At 44.6% G+C, this 25,691-nt stretch carries 25 protein-coding genes; 20 read left to right on the forward strand and 5 right to left on the reverse strand.

Annotated elements, in window-relative coordinates; translation table 11 throughout:
• The first annotated feature begins 153 nt into the window (after positions 1–153).
• On the forward strand, positions 154–1,314 hold the full coding sequence (gene galK, locus OW495_RS12760; protein ID WP_289886848.1) for a galactokinase: 1,161 nt from the start codon (positions 154–156) through the stop codon (positions 1,312–1,314).
• A gap of 122 nt (positions 1,315–1,436) precedes the next feature.
• Positions 1,437–2,516: a galactose-1-epimerase gene (galM, locus tag OW495_RS12765; protein ID WP_289886849.1), complete on the forward strand. Its 1,080-nt coding sequence runs from the start codon at positions 1,437–1,439 to the stop codon at positions 2,514–2,516.
• A gap of 182 nt (positions 2,517–2,698) precedes the next feature.
• Here galM and OW495_RS12770 read toward each other — a convergent pair whose 3' ends face one another.
• Positions 2,699–3,700 (reverse strand): substrate-binding domain-containing protein, encoded by a 1,002-nt coding sequence (locus OW495_RS12770; RefSeq protein WP_065110878.1) that lies wholly within the window; start codon positions 3,698–3,700, stop codon positions 2,699–2,701.
• Positions 3,701–3,897: 197 nt separating this feature from the next.
• On the opposite strand from OW495_RS12770, the gene OW495_RS12775 reads away from it, so the two are divergent.
• Positions 3,898–4,230, forward strand: a complete 333-nt coding sequence (locus OW495_RS12775; RefSeq protein ID WP_017110426.1) for a tRNA-binding protein — start codon at positions 3,898–3,900, stop codon at positions 4,228–4,230.
• Between the two features lie 137 nt (positions 4,231–4,367).
• Here the strand turns inward: OW495_RS12775 and OW495_RS12780 are convergent, their stop codons facing one another.
• Positions 4,368–4,922: a gamma-glutamylcyclotransferase family protein gene (locus OW495_RS12780; protein WP_017096780.1), complete on the reverse strand. Its 555-nt coding sequence runs from the start codon at positions 4,920–4,922 to the stop codon at positions 4,368–4,370.
• A 307-nt stretch (positions 4,923–5,229) separates the two neighbouring features.
• On the opposite strand from OW495_RS12780, the gene OW495_RS12785 reads away from it, so the two are divergent.
• A complete protein-coding gene (locus tag OW495_RS12785) occupies positions 5,230–6,414 on the forward strand; it encodes an NnrS family protein (protein ID WP_029225831.1) in 1,185 nt (394 codons plus the stop codon).
• Between the two features lie 146 nt (positions 6,415–6,560).
• Here the strand turns inward: OW495_RS12785 and OW495_RS12790 are convergent, their stop codons facing one another.
• Positions 6,561–7,568 (reverse strand): adenosine deaminase, encoded by a 1,008-nt coding sequence (locus OW495_RS12790; RefSeq protein ID WP_289886851.1) that lies wholly within the window; start codon positions 7,566–7,568, stop codon positions 6,561–6,563.
• A gap of 350 nt (positions 7,569–7,918) precedes the next feature.
• Here OW495_RS12790 and OW495_RS12795 point away from each other — a divergent pair, with 350 nt between their 5' ends.
• Positions 7,919–8,233 carry a DUF3622 domain-containing protein gene (locus OW495_RS12795; protein ID WP_017106303.1) on the forward strand — a complete coding sequence of 105 codons (315 nt, stop codon included), beginning with the start codon at positions 7,919–7,921 and terminating at the stop codon, positions 8,231–8,233.
• A gap of 134 nt (positions 8,234–8,367) precedes the next feature.
• On the opposite strand, the gene OW495_RS12800 is transcribed toward OW495_RS12795, so the two are convergent.
• Positions 8,368–9,414, reverse strand: coding sequence for a succinylglutamate desuccinylase/aspartoacylase family protein (locus OW495_RS12800; protein ID WP_102306453.1), 1,047 nt, complete (start codon positions 9,412–9,414; stop codon positions 8,368–8,370).
• A gap of 271 nt (positions 9,415–9,685) precedes the next feature.
• Here OW495_RS12800 and OW495_RS12805 point away from each other — a divergent pair, with 271 nt between their 5' ends.
• Positions 9,686–10,225, forward strand: a complete 540-nt coding sequence (locus OW495_RS12805) for a DUF3332 family protein (RefSeq protein WP_029223480.1) — start codon at positions 9,686–9,688, stop codon at positions 10,223–10,225.
• Positions 10,226–10,380: 155 nt separating this feature from the next.
• On the opposite strand, the gene OW495_RS12810 is transcribed toward OW495_RS12805, so the two are convergent.
• Positions 10,381–11,853 (reverse strand): aminoacyl-histidine dipeptidase, encoded by a 1,473-nt coding sequence (locus OW495_RS12810; protein ID WP_102361916.1) that lies wholly within the window; start codon positions 11,851–11,853, stop codon positions 10,381–10,383.
• A gap of 1,065 nt (positions 11,854–12,918) precedes the next feature.
• On the opposite strand from OW495_RS12810, the gene OW495_RS12815 reads away from it, so the two are divergent.
• From OW495_RS12815 to pgpA, 14 genes are all read left to right on the forward strand, one after another.
• Positions 12,919–14,208 carry an NCS2 family permease gene (locus OW495_RS12815; protein WP_017106261.1) on the forward strand — a complete coding sequence of 430 codons (1,290 nt, stop codon included), beginning with the start codon at positions 12,919–12,921 and terminating at the stop codon, positions 14,206–14,208.
• 84 nt (positions 14,209–14,292) lie between these two features.
• Complete coding sequence (gene tet(34) / locus OW495_RS12820; RefSeq protein WP_017084190.1) at positions 14,293–14,757, forward strand: oxytetracycline resistance phosphoribosyltransferase domain-containing protein Tet(34); 465 nt, start codon at positions 14,293–14,295, stop codon at positions 14,755–14,757.
• 89 nt (positions 14,758–14,846) lie between these two features.
• A complete protein-coding gene (gene frsA, locus OW495_RS12825) occupies positions 14,847–16,100 on the forward strand; it encodes an esterase FrsA (protein WP_026012376.1) in 1,254 nt (417 codons plus the stop codon).
• Positions 16,101–16,244: 144 nt separating this feature from the next.
• Positions 16,245–16,634: a sigma factor-binding protein Crl gene (gene crl, locus OW495_RS12830; protein ID WP_017091097.1), complete on the forward strand. Its 390-nt coding sequence runs from the start codon at positions 16,245–16,247 to the stop codon at positions 16,632–16,634.
• Between the two features lie 121 nt (positions 16,635–16,755).
• Positions 16,756–17,895 (forward strand): glutamate 5-kinase, encoded by a 1,140-nt coding sequence (gene proB / locus OW495_RS12835; protein WP_032498927.1) that lies wholly within the window; start codon positions 16,756–16,758, stop codon positions 17,893–17,895.
• A 66-nt stretch (positions 17,896–17,961) separates the two neighbouring features.
• Positions 17,962–19,212, forward strand: coding sequence for a glutamate-5-semialdehyde dehydrogenase (locus OW495_RS12840; RefSeq protein ID WP_289886861.1), 1,251 nt, complete (start codon positions 17,962–17,964; stop codon positions 19,210–19,212).
• A 156-nt stretch (positions 19,213–19,368) separates the two neighbouring features.
• Positions 19,369–19,818, forward strand: coding sequence for a transcriptional regulator NrdR (nrdR, locus tag OW495_RS12845; protein WP_017106265.1), 450 nt, complete (start codon positions 19,369–19,371; stop codon positions 19,816–19,818).
• A gap of 10 nt (positions 19,819–19,828) precedes the next feature.
• Entirely contained in the window at positions 19,829–20,944 is a 1,116-nt protein-coding gene (ribD, locus tag OW495_RS12850; RefSeq protein ID WP_289886862.1) for a bifunctional diaminohydroxyphosphoribosylaminopyrimidine deaminase/5-amino-6-(5-phosphoribosylamino)uracil reductase RibD, read from the forward strand.
• Positions 20,945–20,996: 52 nt separating this feature from the next.
• A complete protein-coding gene (locus tag OW495_RS12855; RefSeq protein ID WP_004734396.1) occupies positions 20,997–21,653 on the forward strand; it encodes a riboflavin synthase in 657 nt (218 codons plus the stop codon).
• A 108-nt stretch (positions 21,654–21,761) separates the two neighbouring features.
• Positions 21,762–22,871 (forward strand): bifunctional 3,4-dihydroxy-2-butanone-4-phosphate synthase/GTP cyclohydrolase II, encoded by a 1,110-nt coding sequence (gene ribBA, locus OW495_RS12860; RefSeq protein ID WP_004734397.1) that lies wholly within the window; start codon positions 21,762–21,764, stop codon positions 22,869–22,871.
• A gap of 280 nt (positions 22,872–23,151) precedes the next feature.
• Positions 23,152–23,622, forward strand: coding sequence for a 6,7-dimethyl-8-ribityllumazine synthase (gene ribE, locus OW495_RS12865; RefSeq protein WP_004734398.1), 471 nt, complete (start codon positions 23,152–23,154; stop codon positions 23,620–23,622).
• On the forward strand, positions 23,622–24,089 hold the full coding sequence (gene nusB / locus OW495_RS12870; protein WP_004734399.1) for a transcription antitermination factor NusB: 468 nt from the start codon (positions 23,622–23,624) through the stop codon (positions 24,087–24,089). Before ribE ends, nusB begins: the two co-directional genes overlap by 1 nt.
• A 115-nt stretch (positions 24,090–24,204) precedes the next feature.
• Positions 24,205–25,179 carry a thiamine-phosphate kinase gene (gene thiL / locus OW495_RS12875; RefSeq protein ID WP_289886863.1) on the forward strand — a complete coding sequence of 325 codons (975 nt, stop codon included), beginning with the start codon at positions 24,205–24,207 and terminating at the stop codon, positions 25,177–25,179.
• The gene (pgpA, locus tag OW495_RS12880) at positions 25,179–25,685 is read left to right on the forward strand and encodes a phosphatidylglycerophosphatase A (RefSeq protein WP_029222743.1); all 507 of its coding nucleotides are present in this window, start codon (positions 25,179–25,181) and stop codon (positions 25,683–25,685) included. The genes thiL and pgpA overlap by 1 nt, the downstream gene beginning before the upstream one ends.
• Positions 25,686–25,691: the final 6 nt, after the last annotated feature.

A 25,691-nucleotide genomic window follows, 5' to 3' on the forward strand; every position in this document is an offset into this window, starting at 1 on the left:
CGTTCCTCGATTCTGGAATGACAGTTTCATTGAAACGTTTAGCGTCAATCCCGAGAGTGAGGAACAAAGGAGTCGGGAATCTAAAAGAATTAAAGTGGTGCCGTAAAGGGGCCATAACCAATTGATTAAAGAGTTTAAGCAGAGAGTTTACTTATGTCTGATCTAATCCAAAACGTGAAAGCATCTTTTGAGCAAGTCCTTGGCTATCAAGCGACTCATATCGTTCAAGCTCCGGGTCGTGTGAACCTGATTGGTGAGCACACTGACTACAACGATGGTTTTGTTCTACCGTGTGCCATTAACTACCAAACGGTAGTTGCGGCAGCAAAGCGCGACGACAACATCGTTCGTGTTGTGTCTGTCGACTACGATAATGCAGTAGACGAATTCGATATCACTCAAGAGATCACGTTCCAACAAGACAAGATGTGGGCGAACTACATTCGTGGTGTTGTGAAATGCCTAATGGGTCGTGGCTTTGAGTTTAAAGGTGCAGACATCTCTGTAACCGGCAACGTGCCTCAAGGTGCGGGTTTAAGTTCTTCTGCGGCTCTGGAAGTCGTCATCGGTCAGACATTTAAGGTGCTTTACAACCTAGAGATCAGCCAAGCTGAAGTTGCGCTATATGGTCAGCAAGCGGAAAACGAATTTGTAGGCTGTAACTGCGGCATCATGGATCAAATGATTTCTGCTGAAGGTCGTGCAAACCACGCGATGCTGTTGGACTGTCGTAGCCTAGAAACTCAAGCGGTTTCTATGCCAGAAGATATGGCTGTGGTAATCATCAATTCAAACAAAAAACGCGGTTTGGTCGACAGTGAATACAACACGCGTCGTGAACAGTGTGAAGAAGCAGCGCGCATCTTTGGTGTTCCAGCATTACGAGATGTGACGATTGAACAGTTCAATGCCAAAGTCTCTGAGCTTGATGAAATGGTCGCTAAGCGAGCTCGTCACGTGATCACGGAAAATGACCGTACGGTTGAAGCGGCTCAAGCTTTACGTACTCATGATATGAAGCGTATGGGCGAGTTGATGGCAGAATCTCACGCGTCAATGCGAGACGATTTTGAAATCACAGTCAAAGAAGTCGACACTCTGGTTGATATGGTCAAAGACGTGATTGGTGACCAAGGTGGCGTGCGCATGACTGGCGGCGGTTTTGGTGGCTGTATCGTGGCATTGGTTCCGCCTGCTTTAGTTGATGAAATTAAAACAACGGTAGAACAGAAGTACCAAGCAGCGACTGGCCTAAAAGAATCGATTTATGTGTGCCAAGCGAAAGACGGCGCTAGCCTAATTGAAGTAATCTAGCTGTTTCGAGATTTCATGCTTGAAAGATAGTGCTTACCAAGTAAAAAGATCATGGTAGGCCAAATGGTAAAGCCTTTGCTTAAATGTAGAGGCTTTTTGTTGGCACTAGGAAGGAATTTAGAATGACATCAGAGCAGAACTTGCACCAATCCATGACACAAACGGCAGCCTATGATGGTCACCCTGCTCAGTTAGTTACCTTGTCCAACAAGCATGGCATGCAAGTAACATTCATGGATATTGGCGCGACTTGGTTGAGCTGTATCCTGCCAGTTAAGGGAAATCAACGAGAAGTTCTGTTGGGTGTCGATTCAATGGAAAACTTTCAGAAACAAGCCAGCTACCTTGGTGCGACGGTCGGGCGTTATGCCAACCGTATTGCCAATGGTCGTTTTAAAGTTGATGGCACGGGTTATAAGCTCGATGCGAATCAATCCGGTAATACTTTACACGGTGGCTCAGATGGCTTTGATAAACGCCGCTGGCAGTTAACCGCTCAAACACCGATGTCGGTCGTTTATAGCTTAGTGTCTGCTGATGGCGACCAAGGTTTCCCAGGGTTGCTGAATGTGTCTGTGAGTTACGAGTTAACCGAAGACAACCGAGTGTCTATCGAGTACTTTGCGACAACCGATAAAGCAACGGTTGTGAACTTAACTAACCACGCTTACTTTAATTTACTTGGCGCAAACAGCGATCACGATTGTTTGTCTCATATTGTCAGCATCAATGCCTCGCAATACCTACCGACGAATAAGGTGGGTATCCCATTAGGTAATTTGAAATCGGTGAAATCAACCAGCTTTGATTTCAATCAGCCTATGATGATCTCTGAACGCTTATTGGGTGATGAACAGCAAAAAGCGGCCAAAGGTTATGATCATTCTTTTCTTTTAGCGGAAAACTGTAAACGCGATCAATGTGCGGCTACAGTGACTTCGCCTAATGCACTTGTCACTCTGAAAGTCTTTTCAACCAAGCCAGCAATGCAGCTGTATACCGGTAATTGGTTGGGCGGAACACCTAATCGAAATGGTGGCAGCTACGAAGACTACGCAGGAATTGCATTGGAAACCCAGTTCTTACCTGACTCACCTAACCATCCAGAGTGGAAACAGGACAGTTGTATTCTTAGGCCTGAACAAGAATACCGCTACCGAACCTGTTATCAGTTTGAATTTTCGGGGGATTATTCAAACTAGTCTGCTCTAGCTCAAAATGGTTTATGCCAAATTGGCGCCTAACAAAGGGAATTATTGTTGGGGAGAGTAAGGTAAGAAAGCCCTAACAGAATCGCTTCTGTTAGGGCTTTTTTTTGTGTTCTATATTCGATGCTAACGGCTGGTCAGAAGACGAGCGAAAGCAAAGAGAGGCAGCTCTGCGGCTAGACAACTTTCTCAACCGAGTTTCTACGAACCAGAGTCGGAGAGAACATCATTGGCTCAGAGGAAACAGCTTCACTTTTAGCCAGCACTAACGCGAGTCGAGTGGCTTTTTCTGCCATCATCTGAATAGGGTAGCGGATAGTCGTCAGCTTAGGGTGAACGTAGCGAGCAATTAAGCCGTCATCAAAACCAACAATAGAAACCTTGTCTGGCGCTTGAATACCGTTTTCATCAAGCACTGAGAGTGCGCCTGCTGCCATGTAATCGTTGTAAGCAACAAGGCCGGTGATCGGCAGTGACTTGGTTAACAGGTTGGTCATCGCGTATTCGCCACCATCACTGGTGGGCGCTGAATATTCAATATAGCTATCAGATAACTCGATTTTGTAATCGGAGAGTGCTGCTAGATAGCCTTGCACTCGTTCATCGGCATCTTCAATGCTGTGAGACGAGGCGATGCAGGCGATGTTTTTGTGGCCATGACGAATTAGGTATTCAGTGGCGAGGTACGCGCCTTTCTTGTTGTCTAAGAAAATACAACGGTTCGCAATCTCAGCAATATAACGATTGATCAGCACTAAGCCTTTCACTTCTTTGGCATAGGCAATCAGCTCTTCGTCGGTGAGTCCTTTAGAGTGGATAACTAAGGCATCGCAACGGCTATTAATCAGCAACTCAATCGCTTGTCTCTCTTCTTCACGATCGTGTGAGCCATTACCAACGAGGATATGTTTTCCGTTCTCACGAGCGACATTATCGACAGCCTTAACCAGCGTGCCGAAAAAGGGGTCGGAGATATCACCGACTAACACGCCCACAGTGTTGGTGCTTTGGCTGACCAACGCACGAGCATTCGCATTAGGGCGGTAACCCAGTTTAACCATCGCTTTAGTCACTGACTCTACCGAGCTTGCGCTTGCTTTTGGAGACTTGTTGATTACTCGAGATACGGTTGCAACAGAAACACCAGCTTCCTTTGCTACATCTTTAATTGTTGCCATTTTTAACCTCTATATATTGCTGAATCTATTTAACACCGACAATGATACTAAGGCAATGAAACTCTCATTTTACTTCCAGTAATGAGATCTTTACCGCTTGTAATTGTTGCTCTTAGTGCTAGTGTAAACATTTACATTTTACTTAATTTTAGTAAATAATTTAATTGATAAAAATAAATTAATATAGGAAGTGAGAAATGGATACTGTCTCTTATGGTGACTTTGCTAAGTTAGAAATGCGTGTGGGTAAGATCATCGAGGTTGTGCGTCATGAAAACGCAGACAAGCTGTACATTGTGCAAGTGGATATCGGTGAGAAGACGCTACAAACGGTGACTAGCCTAGTCCCTTACTACACCGAGGAAGAGTTAATGGGCAAGCAAGTTGTCGTGTTGTGTAACCTAGCTAAAGCGAAGATGAGAGGCCACACTTCTGAATGCATGCTGTTATGTGCGGAAACAGATGATGAATCTGAAAGTGTATTGCTGACACCGGAACGTGCGATGCCAGCGGGTATTCGAGTGGTTTAAGTTGTCTAGATTAGTCGGTGAGACTATTCGTTATAAGCTCATCGACTTATCTGCTCTCAAAGCTTCAAATGATCGAAGATCCAAATTGCCGAAGCTCCAAGTTGCTGAAGCTTCAAAATACCCAAAGCCCTCAAAGACTAGCTACGAACGGTCAGTATCAAACCATCAATCACACTGTGGTGGTGATCAGAAACCCCAGCAAGGTTGCCGTATTTCGGCTGGTGGCGATCATTTTCTAATGGATGGTGCCAACCTTGTGTATGTTCCACAAAGTGCGCAGCAAAGCTTTCAGACACCTCTAAGCATCCTGCCATGACAGTATCAACATAGGTTTGAACGATAGGGCTGTTTTCACAAGGCGCTTCGATTTCGTCTTTGATGTATACCCAGATCGATTGATCCGCTTTAAAGTCGGTTTGGCTCTCTATCTGATCGCTTCTTAACTCAATTCGGTGATAACCACGCTCACGACGATCAAATTCAGCCAACGCAACATCATCGACCTCAAGCAAAACACCATTCACTTGTCCCTCACCAAGATTGACGATCAACGGTGACAAAACATAGCTGTCGTCGATTTTACTCCAGTGACGCACTAGGCCGTGCACTATCGCAGGAATAGCTTGTCCTGTTTGACCTGTGAGTTGACGAGAAGAGGAGTTGATCAAGCTACCATAACCAAAAATATACATCGCGTTCCCTGTCTGTTCTTTTGTATTTGAGACTAGTCTTACTATATGTTTGGCTTAATCAAATGTCAGTAGTTTTTTATTTTACACACCTTCGAGTCTAAATGACTTTTTGTGGTGTGTTTAATTGACACTTTTTTGACCTCTAAATACACCTTGTTGCTTGTTTTTATTGGTTTTATATCTTTGGCGCGTTTCATGCATTGTGTTAGGCAATATTGCGGTGATGATTACTGCACCTTGAATTTGGCTATTGGTAGCAATTCAATATAAGCCACACTTGGCTTGTTATCTGAAATGAGGAATGAGTTTGTTAAATATCACAGATAAAAGCGTAGAAGATGCGATTCCAGCTTATCTTCGTTTAGGTTTTAGACCTTTCTTCTTTCTAGGCAGCCTTTATGCCGTGATTGCTATCGTCGCTTGGGTTGTCATGTTCCAGAATGGTCAGCCTGAAGTGTTAAAAGTGCCCGCGCTTTGGTGGCACGTACATGAAATGCTGTTTGGTTTTTCTATGGCGATTGTGGTTGGTTTTGTTCTGACTGCGGTGCAAACGTGGACGGGAGTCAACGGAACTAAACATTATCGATTAGCTGCGCTCGTTGGTTTGTGGCTAGCACCTCGTATTCTATTTTGGACACCGGCGCCATTGTGGTTGATCTCATCGGTTGAAGCGTTGTTCTTGATCTTTGCCGCTTACGAGATTGGTTTCCGTGTCGTGAAATCGAAAGGCTGGAAGAACCTGTTTTTTGTACCGCTGTTTATATTGGCTATCGTCGCCAACTTTGCCAGTTACGCGACGATTAAAGGCATGCCTCCATTCCCATCGTCTGCAGTATGGCATGCTATGTTATGGTGGTTTACCTTGCTATTATCCGTGATGGGTGGACGAGTTATCCCGTTCTTCACGGCCCGTCGTTTTGACTTTGAAAAAGCACAACCACTGGTTTGGTTGGAATGGCTAGCGAACCTGCCTTTGGTTGGGTTGTTTGTGCTGAGCTTCTTCCCGCTGACCTTTGCTCAAGTGGGCAATGAGTTGATGGTGTTTGCAGGTGTGACTCAGTTGGTTCGCTTTGTCCGTTGGAAGCCTTGGACAACGTTGTCTGAGCCTTTGGTGTGGTCACTGCATGCGGCTTATATGTGTATTCCTTTGAGCTTGTTGCTAAGAGGCTTATTAGATAATCCATTTGCAAGCCATAACATGCTGCACCTGTTTGCGATTGGCGGTTTGAGTGGGCTCATTCTTGCGATGATCACTCGTGTCACCATGGGACACACAGGCCGTGCTATCTATAAAGGGCCAAGCATGGCGTTGGCGTTCTCGGCTATCTTTATCGCGGCATTAGTTCGTAGCTTAGGTGTCACTTTCTTCCCTGCTTACTTATTTGAGATGGTCAACATCAGCGCGGGTTTATGGACGTTGGCGTTTGGTCTGTTTATCTGGAAGTTTGGCATGATGTTATTAACCCCGCGAGTGGACGGTCACCCAGGTTAATCAGAGGATTGATGAAGCTTGCGAGTTAAGCCTTCAGATAATCAAAGGGAAGCAATGAGCTTCCCTTTTTTGATCGTGTTGAAGAGTGCACTTTTCTATTCGTTCAGTACTATCAATTCGTTCGTTCAGTATTATCTATTGGCTCGTTAAGAATTCACTGTCAGATATTGGCGGACTTGCGCGGTGAGTTCTTGTCTAGCCTGAGGGGAAACGAAGCTCGCTTCAATGGCATTAATACTGAATTGCGCTAATTCGTTTTTCGTCAGTGGATGAGCATTGGCGACAGCAAGGAAGTTGTCATTCATGTAACCACCAAAGTAAGCCGGGTCATCGGAATTGATGGTGACGCATAACCCTTTTCTCAACAGTTTGACAATGTTGTGTTGTTGCATGGTTTCGAAGACCTTGAGTTTGGTATTCGATAGCGGGCATACGGTCAGCGGTGTGCGCTTTGCTATTAACTGTTCCATCAAGTCGTCATCTTCAACACAGCGAACGCCATGATCAATTCGGGTTATGCCTAACAAGCTCAGCGCGTCACTAATATTTTGTGCTGGGCCTTCTTCTCCTGCATGAGCCACGGTTAGGAAACCTTGGTTGATGGCTTCTTGAAAGACATGTTTAAATTTTTCAGGCGGGTTGCCTTGCTCTGATGAGTCTAGCCCAACCGCTATGATTTTATCTTTGTAGGGCAGGGCTTGCTTGAGCGTCTCGAACGCACTGTCTTCATCAAGGTGGCGCAGAAAGCACATGATCAGTTGGCTGCTTATCCCAAGTTCCTGCTCTGCTTTTTGTAAAGCTTGAGTGATACCGCCAACAACTGTGTCGAAACCTATCCCACGTTCGGTATGAGTCTGTGGGTCAAAAAATATTTCGGTATGAACTACGTTGTCTTGCTGGCATTTCAATAGGTAAGCCCAAGTTAGGTCGTAGAAATCTTGCTGGTGGATCAGCACGTTGGCGCCTTGGTAATAGATATCGAGGAAGGATTGCAGGTTGTGAAATTGATAGGCTTCGCGAACTTGGTCTGGATTCTCAAAGGGAATCGACACGTTATTGCGCTTGGCGAGTTGGAACATCAACTCAGGTTCTAGTGTGCCTTCTATGTGTAAATGAAGCTCAACCTTCGGTAATTTTTTGATGAAGCTATCCATAGCAACTCCTTAGCTATTTTAATTATGGGCGGAGTAGGTGAGATGCTTACGCCTATTAATGTGAGATTTTAGGCGATTTATTTCTCTCTGTTTGAGCATAGTTCATTTCATTGCTGTCGATAAAACAGCGCTGAAATTGCTGGTGAATAGAGGGTAATGAAAGAATTGAAATGAGTCGCAAACGATTTGCAGCAATGGAGTGTGATCCGCTGCAAATATTTGCAGCAATATCCATGGATTTGTGCTCTAATACCGCGCTTACCAAGGGATGGTGTTAAAAGATGCTCACTTAGATGGAGTTATCAAAGTTGACCGATCCCTTAATGATCTCCCTTAGGAATAAATAGAACATGTCTAAGAACAAAAAATTTGATATCCGCATTACAGAAAAACGCAACGGTTGGTGTGCAGAGATTACTCGTCAAGTAACGTCTCGCAGCACAACAGTATCTAAGCGTGAATCTGGTTTTGAAACTGAAGCTCTAGCACAAGAGTGGGCTGAGAAAGAACTAGCATCTTTCATCGCAAACCAAGCTGAGCGTAACGATCGTAAATCAGAGCAACGTAAAGAGCGTGATGAATTGCGTCACACTAAAGAGCTTAAAGCTGAGCAAGCGCGTGAAGCACGTGCAAAAGCTCGCGCAGAAGAGCTAGACGACGAGTAAGTCGCAATAATTTATGCTCTTCTTGTTTGAAGAAGAGCAGAAAAAAGCCCCAATATAACTTTTCTCTTTCTAGTTAAAAGTATATTGGGGCTTTTGCATTTCTGAGCGTTATTCAGCTAACTTACTCTGCAAACTTAGTTGTTCAGAGTCGTTAACCAATCATCTTCCGCGACTTCTTCAATGTAACTCTCAACAGACTGTCCCACTTCATCATCATCTTGCTTGAAGTAAGCAATGTGGAACACCGCGTCACCTTCATTCACTAGAGGCAGCGTTTGTTGGCCAATCACGATACCGCCTTTGGTTGTGATCACTTGGCCTTCTTGGTGACCTAGAGGTGAACTGATGTAAGCCAGAGTTTGTCCTGCTTCAACTTGTTCACCAAGCCTTACCATGTTACGCAAAATACCGTCTGATTCAGCGCGGATCCAGCTGGTGGATTTACTCAGTACTGGCTCTGGCAACTTCTTACGGTTAGGGCGCAGCATGCCGATTTCTTTCATTACTTGATGCACGCCAAGGTAACCCGCACGAATCGCTAGGTGATCAAAACGCAGCGCTTCACCACCTTCATACGTTAGTACAGGAATCCCCAACTTTTCTGCTTCGCTACGCAGTGAACCATCACGCAATGGAGAATCAATGATCACTGGTGTTGCGAACGCTTTTGCGATGCGCAGTGTTTCTGGATTCGACAGGTTTGCACGGATCTGTGGCAAGTTAGTACGGTGAATTGCACCCGTGTGTAGATCCAGAATGTAATCACAGTGCTTTGCTACGTTCTCGAAGAAGGTGTGAGCGATGCGTGATGTTAGCGATCCTTTCTCACTACCAGGGAAGCAACGGTTTAGGTCACGACGGTCTGGTAGGTAACGAGATTTATGGATAAAACCAAACACGTTAACGATCGGCACAACAATTAATGTCCCTTTCAGCTTCTTTGGATCAATCGCGTTTGTCAGTTGTCGTGCAATCTCAACACCGTTTAGCTCATCGCCGTGGATAGCCGCATTTACCATCAGTGTTGGACCTGCTTGGCGACCGTGAATAATTTCAATCGGGATCGAAAGTGGAGAGTGCGTGTAAAGCAGGGCAGCTTGCAGTTCAATCTCCATTCGTTGCCCTGGCTGAACAGTATAACCAAGTAATTCGAAGGGTTGATTAGGTTTTAGTCTTGCCATTTAGGTTGTTCTCAACATAGTGATAATTCGTTAACACGGAATGTATCAATCGTTGATTTTTAGTACGAATCAATCACTTTACGGTCACGACAAAAGTTTTTTATGGAGAGGCTTCTGAATTGGTTTCTGTTTTTGATTTGGCTAATTAGAGGGTGTTTTTAATTGTGAATTTTCTGACAATACATTGATTTAACTCTGATATTTGTCGTTCGGTTGATTGGTATTATCCATCGCCATTTTTTGGCGGCCAAATTCATATATCGAGATAAAAATGAAAAAAACAATTTCAAAAGTCGTTGCTCTGGCGGTGGTTTCTGTCGCTTTATCTGGCTGTGTTGGTAGTAACGCAGTAACCGGTTACCTAATGAAGTTTAACGTTAAGGCTGTTGATAACCGTTACGCACGTGGTGGCTTGAACATGCTACTAGCGCCTGCTTACGGCCTAACAGTTGCTGCCGATTACCTGGTATTCAACTCACTAGAGTTCTGGACTGGTAGCAACCCACTAACTGGTTCTCCGCACATCTTTGATACAAAGACTGATACGTACCTAGACATCAACCATCAGTTGGATCCGTCTCTAACGGAAGCGCCTGTAGGCCCAATTACGAGTGCCGATGTGATTGAGAAAGGTCAAATGCAGCAGATTGATGAAAACACTATCCAAATGGATATTACTTACCAATCTGGTGAGCGTGCGACGTTAATCGGTGTTCGCGATGGCGAGATGGTGACGTACTTCATCGATGGTGAAGTTGTGGCACAAACTTCAATTGATGAACTAGAGAGCTACGCGGCTACACGCGCTTAATTGTTTCTTTAGTCACAAATAGTCATTACAAAGATTAGATACAAAAACAGGTACTCATTGAGTACCTGTTTTATTTTGTCTCGGATAAAAGGTGTTTACTGAAAAGTGCTATTTATTGAAAAGCACGATTCATTGAACAAACATAGCTTATCGAATTATGCTTTTTCTGGGATAGCTTCAAGTAGCGCAACCATTTGGTTCCAGAATAGCTCAACCGTATCGATCTTCACTTTCTCATCAGGAGAGTGAGGGAACTTGATGGTTGGGCCGAAAGAAACCATATCCATGTTCGGGTAAGGTTCTTTGAATAGACCACATTCAAGACCAGCATGGATAACCATGATGTTTGGCTTGTGACCGTAGATACCTTCGTACATGTCGCGGAAGATATGCATGATTTCTGAATCTGCGTCTGGTTTCCAACCTGGGTAAGCACCAGAGAACGCGATGTTAGCGCCTGCTAGTTCAGCAACAGAGTGAAGCATGCTTTCTACTTGGCTACGACCTGAATCGATAAGAGAACGGATCAGGCAAAGCACTGTGATTGAGTTCTCTTCTGTTGTGATAACACCTACGTTTAGAGACGTTTCAACAACACCTTCAATCTCGTCACTCATACGAATCACGCCGTTTGGACATGCGTTAAGTGCCGCGATAAAGCGAGCTTGGTCTGCTGACGCAAGTGCGCCCATTTCTACAGAAGCTTCTTCATTGAAAGTCACGATGCTGTCTTCTACTTTACCTAGCTCTGTTGAAAGCAGCTCTGTGTAGTAGTTGTATAGCGAAGCCAGTTTCTCTTGGTTTGCTGCTGGAACCGCAACCGTTACGAAGCCTTCACGAGGAATAGCGTTACGAAGGCTACCACCTTTGAATTCTACGATGCGAAGGTCTAGCTCTTTTGCGTGACCCGCTAGGAAGCGAGCAAGCAGTTTGTTCGCGTTTGCACGACCAGTATGGATGTCACAACCAGAGTGACCGCCTTTTAGGCCTTTTAGCGTTAGCTTACGTGTTACGAAATCTGCTGGGATTGCGTTACGTGCAATTTCAAATGTCATTGCGCCGTCGATACCGCCAGCACAACCCATGTACACTTCGCCTTCTTGCTCTGAATCGGTGTTAAGAAGGATATCACCTTCTAACCAACCTGCTTCAAGACCGAAAGCACCAGTCATGCCTGCTTCTTCATCTACTGTTAGTAGAACTTCGATAGGGCCATGTTTGATTTCGTTTGATGCCAGTACAGCAAGGCAAGAAGCCATACCCATACCGTTATCAGCACCCAGTGTTGTGCCTTTTGCTGTAACCCACTCACCATCAATATATGGCTGGATAGGATCTTTAGCGAAGTCGTGAACCGTGTCTTCGTTCTTTTGTGGAACCATATCGATGTGCGCTTGTAGCACTACACCTTTTTTGTTTTCCATGCCTGGCGTTGCAGGTTTAGTAATGAATACGTTACCCGTTGGGTCGCGACGTACATTTAAACCTTGCTCTGTTGCCCAAGCAATAATGTATTGAGCTAGCTCTTCCTCATGCTTAGAAGGATGTGGGATTGAGCAAATCTTATCGAAGAACTGCCAAATAGGGGCAGGGGATAATTTACTGATCTCAGAATGGAATTCAGACACGGATGACTCCTTTTTTATTTGGTAACCATATATTTAGGATTTCTATAGGTAAAACCTTAGAATAAAAATCTAAAATATGGGTCTGTTTTGATGGCAACAGCATACCACTTGAGCGTTTTGACGAGTAGCGGTTCTAAACCTCAAATAGCTCAAATTTTGAAAGCGATCTTGTCTATCTGATCATGGTTAAGCGCTTTGATGCTTATAAATGGCGTAAGCAAACGTTTGTTTAAGTCTATTTTGTAATTTAATTACAAAATAAAGTTTCTTAAATAACCATAATTAGCCAAAAGTGTGACGTATAGCAAAAAATACTTGTAATCTTTTTTCTTTCGGGTATATTAATAACCAACTTCTGAAGTGAAGAGTAAATGCTCAAAGGATGAGTCCGTTTTATCGCCTCCAAGGAACCGAGAAATCAAATTCGTTTTTTATTGATTTATTAAGGTGATAGTTATGAAAGGTTTACCATCTGCAATGTTCTGGCTTAACAGCTCTGTTTACACTAGCAACTTTGCATACCCTACAAGCTTTGGTTACTAATACCACAAGCATGTAACTCGAACAGTTTTGTTCACCCCTATATATTGGAATTCTTTTACAACCCTTTTGGTTGACAGATTCTACCGCCACTCAGTATTGAGTGGCGTTTTTTTTGCCTGCTACTTTTTCCCTATCGCGTCAATTCACTACTTTTTCTACCATTCTCAGCGGTTGTTTTTTAAACGCTAAAATATCAATTTGCGCCTTATTACTGATCCTGTTGAAAAATACACATCTCTTGTGGGTTTAAATTGAGAATTTGATGGCTACATTCTCAATGAAAATAACTGATGGTTTGAAAAATAGCCAAGTGATTCTATGGTGTTGAGTTTCACTAACGTATTGTTTTTATTCGTTATTGTTCCTGTCTTTCTTCGTTTTTAATCGCTTTGTTTCATACGGCATTCTGATAAATATCGATTAGAGCCTTAATTCTATCTGGAATTTGTTATTTGATAACTTTATAATCCACAGCCAATCGATTACGCAACCGTTTACTTTTTACCCTTATAGGATTCGATAATGTTCGAAAAGCTATTCAAACTCAGTGAAAATGGCACCAATGTGCGCACTGAAATCATCGCAGGTCTAACAACCTTCCTAACAATGGCTTACATCATTTTTGTAAACCCAATGATTCTAGCTGATGCTGGTATGGACCATGGCGCTGTATTTGTAGCAACCTGTTTAGCGGCCGCTATTGGCTGTTTCATCATGGGTTTTGTTGCTAACTACCCAATCGCGCAAGCTCCAGGCATGGGTCTGAACGCATTCTTTACCTACGCTGTTGTAATGGGTATGGGTTATACGTGGCAAGTTGCTTTGGCAGCGGTTTTCGTATCAGGCGTAATCTTCATCTTCTTAAGTATCTTTAAGATCCGTGAATGGATTATCAACTCGATCCCTATGTCTCTGCGTGTTGGTATCTCTGCGGGTATCGGCCTTTTCCTTGCGTTTATCGCGCTTAGCAATGCAGGCATCGTTGTTTCTAACCCAGCGACTAAGGTTTCACTTGGCGATATCACTGCGATTGCGCCAATGTTAGGTGCGCTTGGTTTCTTCCTGACTATTGCTCTTGTTCACCGCGGTGTGAAAGGTGCGGTAATGATTGCGATTCTAGCAATCACGGCTATCGGCATTGCAATTGGTGACGTTCAATACGGCGGCATCATGTCTACACCACCAAGCCTAGCTCCTACGTTCATGCAGCTTGATTTCTCTGCTGTATTTGAAATCGGTATGATTTCAGTCGTATTCGCATTCTTGTTCGTCGATTTGTTCGATACCGCGGGTACTCTGGTTGGTGTAGCTACGAAAGCAAACCTCATCAAAGAAGACGGTAAACTGCCTCGTCTAAACAAGGCACTACTTGCTGACTCAACAGCAACGTCTATTGGTGCATTGCTAGGTACATCAAACACAACTTCTTATGTTGAGAGTGTTGCGGGTGTTGCTGAAGGCGGTCGTACAGGTCTAACTGCGGTTGTTGTTGGTATCTTATTCCTACTGGCTCTTTTCTTCTCGCCACTTGCAGGTATGATTCCGGCTTACGCAACATCAGGTGCACTTTTCTATGTAGCAATTCTGATGATGTCTGGCCTAGTTGGCATTGATTGGCGTGATCTTACGGAAGCTGCACCAGTCGTGGTAACATGTCTGCTTATGCCGCTGACGTACTCTATCGCTGAGGGTATCTCACTAGGTTTCATCGCTTACGCTGCAATTAAGCTGCTAAGTGGTAAAGGTCGCGACGTTTCACCTGCTGTGTGGGTAATGTCGGTTATCTTTATTCTTAAATACATTTTCGCTTAATCGTCTAGATTTCTGCTTAATCGCTGAAGAGGCTATGTAAGGCATAGCCTCTAATAACATGACAAAATTATTAGGTTTTATACTATGAGCAACAAATTCGTTATCACTTGGGACAACATGCAGACTTACTGCCGTCAACTAGCTGAAAAGCAAATGCCAGCAGAACAGTGGAAAGGTATCTGGGCAGTAAGCCGTGGTGGTTTGGTTCCTGGTGCAATCTTGGCTCGTGAACTAGGTATTCGTCACGTAGATACGATTTGTATTTCTAGCTACGACCACGATCACCAGCGTGATATGACAGTCGTTAAAGCACCTGAAGGTGACGGCGAAGGTTTCCTAATCGTTGAAGACCTTGTTGATAGTGGTGACACTGCACGCAAGCTTCGCGAAATGTACCCTAAAGCGAAACTGATCGCTGTATGTGCAAAACCATCTGGCGCAGATTTGTTAGACGAATACATCGTTGATATCGCGCAAGACACATGGATCGAGCAACCTTGGGATACTAGCCTAAGCTTCGTTGAGCCGGTAAATCGCAAGTCAAAATAAGTGTAAACTTAGTTTTTTGAGAAATGACCCTTTATAGGGTCATTTTTTTTTATATGATTAGTAACAACCATTTCTTATTAAGTATCCCAATGTCTGAATCAGAAGAAACGAGCTCGAACCTTTCGGAAACCTTGTTTGTAAAGCACAAGCAGGCTAAAGAGACCTCAATGCTCACGCGTTACATGCCAAGTTCAGAAGAACTGTTGGATAAAAAGCGTGAAGAGCAGAACTCATCTTGGTATCGAAACCTAAGACGTCTTCAGTGGGTATGGCAAGGCGTAAACCCGATAGAGCAAGAAGCGGTATTGGCACGCATCGCCTCATCCGATAATTCTCGTACCACCGATGAGTGGTTAGATACCGTGATGGGCTACCGCAGTGGTAACTGGGCATACGAATGGACCAAGCTAGGTATGCAGCATCAGAATCGTTCTAATGAGAAGAACGGTGAAGAGATGGCTGAAGAGCTGTTTTCAGCATCGTTATGTTTCAGCATTGCGGGTTACCCACATCTAAAGAACGACAACCTTGCTGCTCAGGCGCAGGTATTAGCGAATGCGGCGTATTCTGAAGCGATCAAACACACCAAATTGATCGTCAAACAAATCGAAGTGCCGTATCAAAACAAAAAGATTAAGGCGAACTTACATCTAACCAAAACAGACAAACCACAACCTGTCGTGATCGTGAGTGCGGGTTTAGATAGCTTGCAAACTGACATGTGGCGTCTGTTTAGAGATTACCTAGCACCGAAAAACATTGCGATGCTAACGATTGATATGCCATCGATAGGGCACAGTTCGCATTGGCCATTAACCGAAGACTCTTCTTGTCTGCATCAAGCCGTGTTGAATGAACTGCCTAATATTCCATGGGTCGACCATCATAAAGTCGGTCTGTTTGGTTTCCGATTCGGTGGTAACGCGATGGTGAGGCTATCCTTCCTTGAGCAGCACAAACTGAAAGCCTGTATCTCTCTTGGCGCTCCGATCCACGATATATTTGTTCATGCGGACAAACTCAAGCAGATGCCCAAGATGCATTTGGATGTGTTGGCTTCTCGCCTTGGCAAAGGAGCGGTGGATATCAATAGCCTTTCTGGGCAACTGATGGCTTGGTCATTGAAGGTGCAAGGCTTGCTGGCTAACAGTAAAACCAGTGTTCCTATTTTGGCATTGGCTTTGGAAGGTGACCCTGTTTCACCGCATCTGGATAATCAACTGGTTGCTATTTACAGTGATTACGGCAAAGCGAAGAAAATCAAAACTAAATCAATTACACAGGGGTATGAGCAATCCCTCGAATTAGCGATAAAGTGGCTCGAGGATGAATTATTTAGATGACATTTCTCCTAAATTAGTTAAGCATGAAAAGTGTACAAAGTAAGTACCTGATACTCAGAGAAAATTTATAAAATCCAACTGCATGTTTTCTACGTATTGCAGTCTGAGTAAAGTCATTCTTAACATTGAAAATGGAGATTCAATATGTCAGAAGTGACACAGCAACCGACACATTATCGCTTGTTAAACGTTTTAAAGGCCATTGGTCCGTATTTGAGGGAGCCGCAATCAGAAGAAGGCCACTATATCTTTGATTGCTTGTCTGTGTGTGTGAACGATAAAAAGTCACCAGAAGAGCGCGAGTTCTGGGGCTGGTGGCTAGAGTTGGATAAGTCGGAAGAAGGATTTTCGGCGAAGTACAACACGGGTAAATACAACATCGATGGTAACTGGGATCCTTTGCCATTACCTAAAAAGGCAGTCGCTGAGGTCTCTCGAACTCAAGAAGCCTTTCACCAAAAGCTGGTTGACGAACTTCAAAAGAAATTTGAAATCGGCGTTCAGTTAGACGAAGAGTCTGTCGAATTCGTCTGATTTTAAAGGTTACTCTTCTCTATAAAGCAAAAAGGTGCGATTTCGCACCTTTTCTACTTGTGAATTCTCTTGTTGATTGCTAAAACATCACCTCTTATTTGTTTTATTCATAAAAGACTTCATGACAACAAATCATCAAAGCGGGACAACAACACAGAGTAAAACTGTCGTTGTTAAACTGGGTACCAGTGTCTTAACTGGTGGAACATTGGCATTAGACCGCGCTCACATGGTTGAGTTGGTTCGTCAATGTGCTGAATTAAAAAAACAAGGCCACTCTGTGGTTATGGTTTCGTCTGGTGCAATTGCAGCCGGACGTGAGCACCTTGGTTACCCCGCACTTCCCAACTCGATGGCGAGCAAACAATTGCTTGCGGCAGTTGGGCAAAGTCAGTTGATTCAAGTTTGGGAGTCTTTGTTTGCTATCTATGGCCTTAAAATTGGCCAGATGCTACTGACTCGTGCTGATCTCGATGATCGCGAGCGTTTTCTTAATGCACGTGACACGATCAACGCACTCGTTGAACACGATATTATTCCTGTAGTAAACGAAAACGACGCAGTAGCCACCAACGAAATTAAAGTGGGCGACAACGATAACTTGTCGGCATTGGTTGGTATTTTATGCGGCGCTGATAAGCTTTTGCTATTAACCGACCAAAAAGGCCTGTTTACGGCTGACCCTCGCAAAGATCCAAATGCTGAGCTCATCAAAGAAGTGAAAACCATTGATGACACACTGCGCAAGATCGCAGGCGGCAGTGGTACGACATTAGGTACCGGCGGCATGGCAACAAAACTGCAGGCGGCTGATATTGCTCGTCGCGCAGGCATCGAAGTGATTATTGCTGCGGGCAGTGCTGAAAATGTGGTGTTTGATTCACTGAGTGATAACCCACAAGGCACACGTTTCTTGCCTTTAGCGGAAGCGCTTGAAAACCGTAAACGCTGGATTTTAGCGGGCCCTGCTTCAGCTGGTGACATCGTAGTCGATGATGGCGCAGTCAATGCCGTTAACACCAAAGGCAGTAGCTTGTTGGCAAAAGGGGTTGTTCGAGTTAAAGGCGAATTCTCTCGTGGTGAAGTCACCCAAGTCACAGACAGCAAAGGCAAAGTAATTGCGCGTGGTATCGCCAGTTATTCAAGCCAAGACCTAGCAAAAATTGCAGGCAAGCACAGTAAAGATATTGGCGACATTCTTGGATACGATTATGGGTCAGAAGTCATTCACCGTGACGACCTAGTTGTAATCCAAGAATAGCTCGTGATGATAAGGCGAATCGCCTTTTTACATCCAAAGACAGACAGAATTTAGGGAGAGTTAAACGTGGATTTAACTAACATGGGTATTGCAGCAAAAGACGCTGCTTTCCACCTAGCGACCGCATCAACGGCGCAGAAGAACAAGGCATTGGCGATCATCGCTGATGAGTTAGAAGCAAACGCAGCAACGATTTTAGAAGCGAACGCGAAAGATATCGAACTTGGTCGCGAAGCGGGTCTGACCGACGCACTGCTTGATCGTCTACTTCTTAATGAAGAGCGCTTAACCGGTATCGCTAACGATGTGCGTAACGTGATTAGCCTGAACGACCCAGTTGGCAGCGAAATTGACAGCAAGGTACTGGAAAACGGTATGTCACTGTCTCGCCGCCGCGTGCCACTTGGTGTGGTTGGTGTTATCTATGAAGCGCGTCCGAACGTAACCATCGATATTGCAGCTCTGTGTCTGAAGACAGGCAACGCAAGCATTCTACGTGGTGGTAAAGAGACGTTCTTCTCGAACATGGAACTGGTTAAAGTTATCCAGTCTGCATTAGAGAAAGCGGAGCTTCCAGCTGCTTCTGTTCAGTACATCGAGAAGCCGGATCGTGAACTCGTATCTCAACTACTTAAGTTGGATGACTACGTGGATATGATCATTCCACGTGGTGGCGCTGGCCTGCACAAGATGTGTAAAGAGAACAGCACCATTCCAGTGATCATTGGTGGTTTTGGTATCAGCCATATCTTTGTTGATGAAAGCGCTGACCTTGAGAAGTCTGTTGATGTGGTTGAAAACTCAAAAGTTCAACGCCCATCTGCGTGTAACTCGCTAGATACATTATTAGTGCACGAAGCGGTTGCTGAAGCTTTCTTAGCGCAGCTAACACAGCGTTTAGCAGGCAAGGTTACCTTGGTTGCTGACACTAGCGCAAAATCGCTGCTAGCGGGTTTTGAAGACCAACGTGATGCAGTTGAAGGTGACTTTGACACTGAATGGCTAAGCTACACGTTAGGTGTGAAAGTAGTCGCTAGTGTGGCAGAAGCGATTGACCACATGCGCATACACAATGCGAGCCACTCAGATGCGATCATGACGAATAGTCTAGAGAGCTCAGAGCGCTTTATTAACTCAGTCGGTTCTGCAGCGGTTTATGTGAATGCATCAACACGATTCACCGATGGCGCACAGTTTGGTTTAGGCGCTGAAGTCGCAGTATCTACCCAGAAACTGCATGCTCGTGGTCCAATGGGCTTAGAAGAACTGACAAGTTACAAATGGGTGGGCAAAGCGAACTATTTGGTTCGTGGTTAACGCTGGTCGTTAATTTTATTCCTCAGCTCATTTTTGAAATTGCTTTTGAGTAGCAATAATCAATGAATCACCACACAAAAGGGCCTTAATTGGCCCTTTTTCTTTCCTAACGTTTGGCAATTCCGTTACACTGATATTCAATTATTTGGAGGTGATATGCATTGTCCTTTTTGTTCAGAGAACGACACTAAAGTAATCGATTCAAGACTGGTAGCCGATGGCCATCAAGTTCGCCGTCGCCGTCAATGCCTTGCATGTAGTGAACGCTTTACGACGTTCGAATCGGCAGAACTTGTGATGCCTAAAGTCATAAAGTCGAATGGAAACCGCGAACCATTTAATGAAGATAAAATGGTCGGTGGTGTACAGCGCGCCCTAGAGAAACGCCCAGTGAGTGCTGATGCCATTGAACTTGCGATCAGTACGATTAAGTCACAACTCCGTGCAACTGGTGAGCGTGAAGTACCAAGCGAGATGATTGGTAATCTTGTTATGGGTCAATTGAAAGTATTGGATAAAGTGGCGTACATCCGTTTTGCCTCTGTTTACCGCAGCTTTGAAGACATCCGAGAGTTTGGCGAAGAAATCGCTAAATTAGAGGACTAATTCCTCAATCATGTCTAACTTTACTCCCCTAGATTTTCAAATGATGTCGCGTGCTATTCAGTTAGCAAAACGCGGCATTTACACTACTGCACCCAACCCGAATGTGGGTTGTGTCATCGTACAAACCGACGGTCAGATCGTTGGCGAAGGTTTTCATGCCAAAGCTGGCGAAGCTCATGCCGAAGTACACGCGATGAGAATGGCGGGTGACAAGGCAAAAGGCGCGACCGCTTATGTCACGCTAGAACCTTGTTCGCACTATGGTCGAACACCACCTTGTGCTGAAGGTTTGATTAAGGCTCAAGTTTCAAAAGTGATTTGTGCCATGCAGGATCCAAACCCTAAAGTCGCAGGCCGTGGTATCAAGATGCTACGCGACGCAGGTATTGAGGTTGAAATCGGCTTGTTAGAGCAAGATGCTCTCGATTTAAATCCTGCATTTATCAAGCGTATGCAAACGGGCATGCCATTCGTTCAGTTAAAGATGGCCGCGAGCCTTGATGGCCAAACGGCATTAGAAAATGGTCAAAGCCAATGGATCACATCGCCAGAAGCGCGTCGAGATGTTCAGAACTATCGAGCAAAATCAGGCGCGGTGCTATCAACCAGCCAAACGGTGATTGAAGACAACGCGTCGCTGAATGTTCGTTGGGCAGAGTTGCCAAGCAGTACCAAAACAAATTACGTTGAAGACGAGTTGCGTCAGCCAATTCGCGTAATTCTTGATCGTCAAAATCAACTGTATCCTGAGCTCAAGTTATTCCAAACTCCAACATCGGTATTGAGAGTCGCTGAAACCTCTGCTGATATTGAAGTCGGAACTACGGATGCAGGTCAGCTCGATTTGCACGATCTAATGTGTCAATTGCCAGCGAACCATATTGATCATATTTGGGTAGAAGCGGGTGCAACATTGGCAAAAAGCTTGATTGAAGCACAGTTGGTGGATGAGCTAATCCTCTATTTAGCACCTAAACTAATGGGCAGTGACGGACGAGGTTTGATGGGCGCATTAGGGCTCACTTCAATGTCTGATGTAATTGACCTAGAAATTAAAGATGTTCGACAGGTTGGTGTGGATATTCGCATCGTCGCGAAACCTATTATCGCGACGAAACCACAGTAGAAATAGTCATTCCAACAGCATACGTGTCGTTGACAACAAAAAGAGTTTTAAAATGTTTACAGGAATTGTAGAAGCCGTAGGTACATTGAGTGCAATCACTCCCCGCGGAGAAGACATCACCGTAACGGTTAATGTTGGTAATCTTGATATGGCTGACGTTAAGTTAGGCGACAGTATCGCGACCAATGGTGTTTGTTTGACCGTAGTTGAGTATAACGACCACAGCTACAGTGCAGACCTTTCGCTTGAGACCCTGAAAAAAACGGGTTTTGTCGATTACCAAGCTGGCGATAAGGTCAACCTAGAGAAAGCTATGCTACCGACCACGCGTTTCGGTGGTCATATAGTATCGGGTCACGTTGATGGCGTGGGTGAGATTGTTGAGCGTAACCAAGTCGGTCGTGCGATTGAGTTCTGGGTTGAAATGCCAGCAGAGATCTCAAAATACGTGGCTCAAAAAGGTTCAGTCACCGTTGATGGTATTAGCCTGACAGTGAATGATTTACGCAAGAATGCCTTTAAGCTGACTATCGTTCCCCACACCTCTTCAGAAACGACCATTGATCAATTCAATGTTGGTCGCAAAGTGAATCTAGAGGTTGATGTATTAGCGCGCTACATGGAACGCCTACTGCAAGGTCAGCAGCAAGAGTCTGAACCTGAATCTCGATTGACGATGGAATTCTTACAGCAGAATGGTTTTGCCTAACCGTTAGTACAAAGTGCACTAAACATCACTTTGTAAAAGCGAGCAATATCATCAGGTTTAAATAGTGTCGGTTCTAGGAAGCAGAACCATTTCAAAGGATATAGAACAATGCCAATTAGTACTCCTCAAGAAATTATTGAAGACATTCGCCTAGGAAAAATGGTTATCCTGATGGATGATGAAGATCGCGAGAATGAAGGCGATCTGATTATGGCAGCAGAACATGTCACGCCAGAAGCGATTAACTTCATGGCGATGTATGGCCGTGGCTTAATTTGTCTAACATTGACGAAAGAGCGTTCAAACCGCATGGGTCTAGCGCCTATGGTTCAAGACAACAACGCTCAATACACGACGAACTTTACGGTTTCAATTGAAGCGGCAGAGGGCGTAACAACGGGTATTTCTGCATCAGATCGCGCTGTTACCGTTCAAGCGGCAGTAGCAAAAGACGCAAAAGCGGCTGACTTAGTTCAACCTGGCCATATCTTCCCTCTGACAGCTCAAGAAGGTGGCGTGTTAACTCGTGCTGGTCACACTGAAGCAGGTTGTGACTTAGCTCGTCTAGCAGGCTGTGAGCCAGCATCTGTTATCGTTGAGATCCTAAATGACGACGGCACCATGGCACGTCGCCCTGATCTTGAAGTCTTCGCTGAAAAACACGATATCAAACTGGGCACCATTGCTGATTTGATTGAATACCGCAACAACACAGAAACGACGATTGAACGTGTAGCACAATGCCATTTGCCAACAGAGTTTGGTGACTTTGAGCTTGTGACTTACCGTGACACGATTGATAACCAGATCCACTACGCAATGCAAAAGGGCGACTTGTCTGTAGGCGCTCCTTTAGTGCGTGTTCACCTGCATGATACGTTTACCGATCTGCTTCATTCTGATCGTGGTACCGAGCGTAGCTGGTCGCTAGATAAAGCGATGAAGCGCATTGGCGACGAAGGCGGTGTGTTGGTTATTCTGGGTAACGAAGAGTCGTCTGATTCTTTGATTCATAAAGTGAAGACGTTCGAAGCTCAAGATAAGAATGAGCAACCAACCATGGCTAAGAAACAAGGTACTTCTCGTCGTGTTGGTGTGGGTTCTCAGATCCTTCAAGACCTAGGCGTTCACGATATGCGTCTGCTTTCTTCAAGCACTAAGCGTTACCACGCATTGGGTGGTTTTGGTCTTAACGTTGTTGAATACGTTTGCGAGTAAGCTGACGTCTGTCCGTTTATAGCGACATAATTTACCGATGATTTCAGTGGCTCTTTTAGAGGTTAATTTCGATAAAAGAGCAAAGTAGCCAAGCCCGATTCAAAACGTGTTGAATACACAAGCTTGGCTACTTGCTGCTCCAGTAAGGTTGGCAGCAGCGCTGCGTTATCATCTTTACATCTCCGGTGCCTGTTCTTCTAAATTAGCATTAGATATTGCTCACAGTTTTGTGCTAGAATCCGGCGATTCTCACTTGATGAAAATAGTTAAAGGAAGGCTTATGAAAGTGATCGAGGGTGGCTTCCCAGCGCCAAATGCAAAAATTGCTATCGTTATTGCTCGTTTCAACAGTTTTATTAACGAAAGTTTACTTTCTGGTGCAATCGATACTTTAAAGCGTCATGGACAAGTAAGCGAAGACAACATCACTGTTGTTCGTTGCCCTGGTGCAGTAGAACTTCCACTTGTAGCGCAGCGCGTTGCAAAAACAGGTAAGTTCGATGCGATTGTATCTCTTGGTACAGTAATCCGTGGCGGTACACCTCACTTTGACTATGTTTGTAGTGAATGTAATAAAGGTTTGGCACAAGTGTCTCTGGAATTTTCTCTTCCAGTAGCGTTTGGTGTTCTTACTGTTGATACGATCGATCAAGCTATTGAACGCGCAGGAACCAAGGCTGGTAATAAGGGTGCAGAAGCAGCACTTAGCGCACTTGAGATGATCAACGTTCTTTCTGAAATCGATTCCTAATGGGGGCCAGTGTGAAACCAGCCGCACGTCGTAACGCACGTCAATTTGCTCTACAAGCAATTTATTCTTGGCAAATTACTAAAGAAAATATTGCTACCGTTGAAGAACAGTTCTTATCTGGTGGTAAGTATGATGAAGAAGAGCATCATGCCGCAGAACCTGCTCTAGCTATGCCAGAAACAGACGTTGCATACTTCCGCGACCTACTAACTGGTGTTGCTCTTAGTCACATGGAACTTGATAGCAAGCTTCGTCCATTCGTATCTCGCCCTATGCAAGATCTGGATTTGATGGAACTAGCGCTTCTACGTTTAGCTATGTACGAGATGACTCGTCGCGAAGATGTACCATACAAAGTGGTTATCAACGAAGCTATCGAGCTTGCGAAAGTATTCGCAGCAGAAGACAGCCATAAGTTTGTTAACGGTGTGCTTGATAAAGCTGCACCGCACGTTCGTAAGAAATAAGACGTTCGTATATTGAATCTAAAGGTCAGCTTTTATGCTGGCCTTTTTTGTAACTAAATTTCTGTAATATCAATAATTACGGTGATTTGTATGAAGACTAAAGATAGGGCATGTGATGTCTGGCGAATTTAACCTGATTGAAAAATATTTTGTAAATCGACAACCACAACGTAAAGATGTACATCTGGCAGCGGGCGATGACTGTGCTTTGGTCAAAGCGCCAAGTAATGTTCAGATCGCGATCAGTACCGACACCTTAGTGGCGGGCACTCACTTCTTAGCGGAAGCAAACCCAGCTTGGGTGGCACACAAAGCCTTGGCTTCGAATATCAGTGATCTCGCGGCTATGGGCGCGACGCCTGCTTGGGTTTCGTTTGCGTTAACCATGCCTGAAGTCGATGAAGCGTGGCTTGCCCCATTTTGTGATTCTTTTTTCAAACTTGCAGACTATTTTGGTATTCAACTTATTGGTGGTGACACGACCAAGGGGCCACTGAGTTTAACGCTGACTGTGCAGGGCTTTGTACCCGAAGGTCGAGCACTACGCAGAGATGGCGCGAAAGTGGGTGACTGGATTTACGTAACGGGCAACTTAGGCGACAGCAAAGCGGGACTAGAGGTGATATTAGACCCTGAACAGAACAAAGCTAAGCCTTATGCGTTAGAGCTTGAAGAAAGGCACTATCTGAGTACTCCACGAGTTTTGGCTGGCCAAGCATTGGTGAACCTTGCTTCGTCTGCTATTGATATCTCTGATGGTGTGATTGCTGATTTAAAACACATCCTTAAGCGTTCTCAGGTCGGTGCAAGCGTTGATGTGAGTGCGTTGCCTATCTCCGCTGAATTACGCCAGTTTTCTTCCGATATCGCTTCTGCACAGCAGTATGCGCTCACCAGTGGCGAAGAGTACGAACTGTGCTTTACCGTGCCGGAAGAAAATAAAGGTTCACTGGAAAGTGCTTTGTCACACACTGGCACAAAAGTCACCTGCATTGGCCAGATAAGACCTGTAGAATATTTTGAATTACACAATAATGGTGAACCACTAAGCTGGAACTTAACTGGTTACGATCACTTTAAGGTTAATTGATGACAAACCCACTTTCTCTTATTTCTCTTAAAAATCCTTGGCACTTATTGGCAACGGGTTTTGGTAGTGGCTTATCGCCTATTATTCCCGGCACCATGGGCACGCTTGCGTCGATCCCATTTTATCTATTGCTGGTTCAGTTACCTTTCCCTATTTATGTCATTCTTGTGGTTGTGAGCTGCATTATTGGTATCAAAATATGCCAAGTGACTTCTGATGACATGGGCGTGCACGATCACGGCTCTATTGTGTGGGATGAGTTTGCTGGCTTTTGGATCACCATGGGCCTAGTACCGTTGTTGGGTATTCCTGTTAATGATTGGAAATGGCTATTCGCTGGCTTTGTTCTGTTTCGTTTTTTCGATATGGTAAAGCCTTGGCCAATTGGTTGGTTAGACAAGCGAGTTCACGGCGGCTTAGGTATCATGATTGATGATATCGTGGCGGGTATTATGGCGGCGATTTCGCTGTATGCAGTGGCTCATTTTTCAGGTTGGCTTGTTTAAGAATCA

The sequence above is a fragment of the Vibrio sp. 14N.309.X.WAT.E.F5 genome (assembly GCF_030397615.1).
Lineage (GTDB): Bacteria > Pseudomonadota > Gammaproteobacteria > Enterobacterales > Vibrionaceae > Vibrio > Vibrio lentus.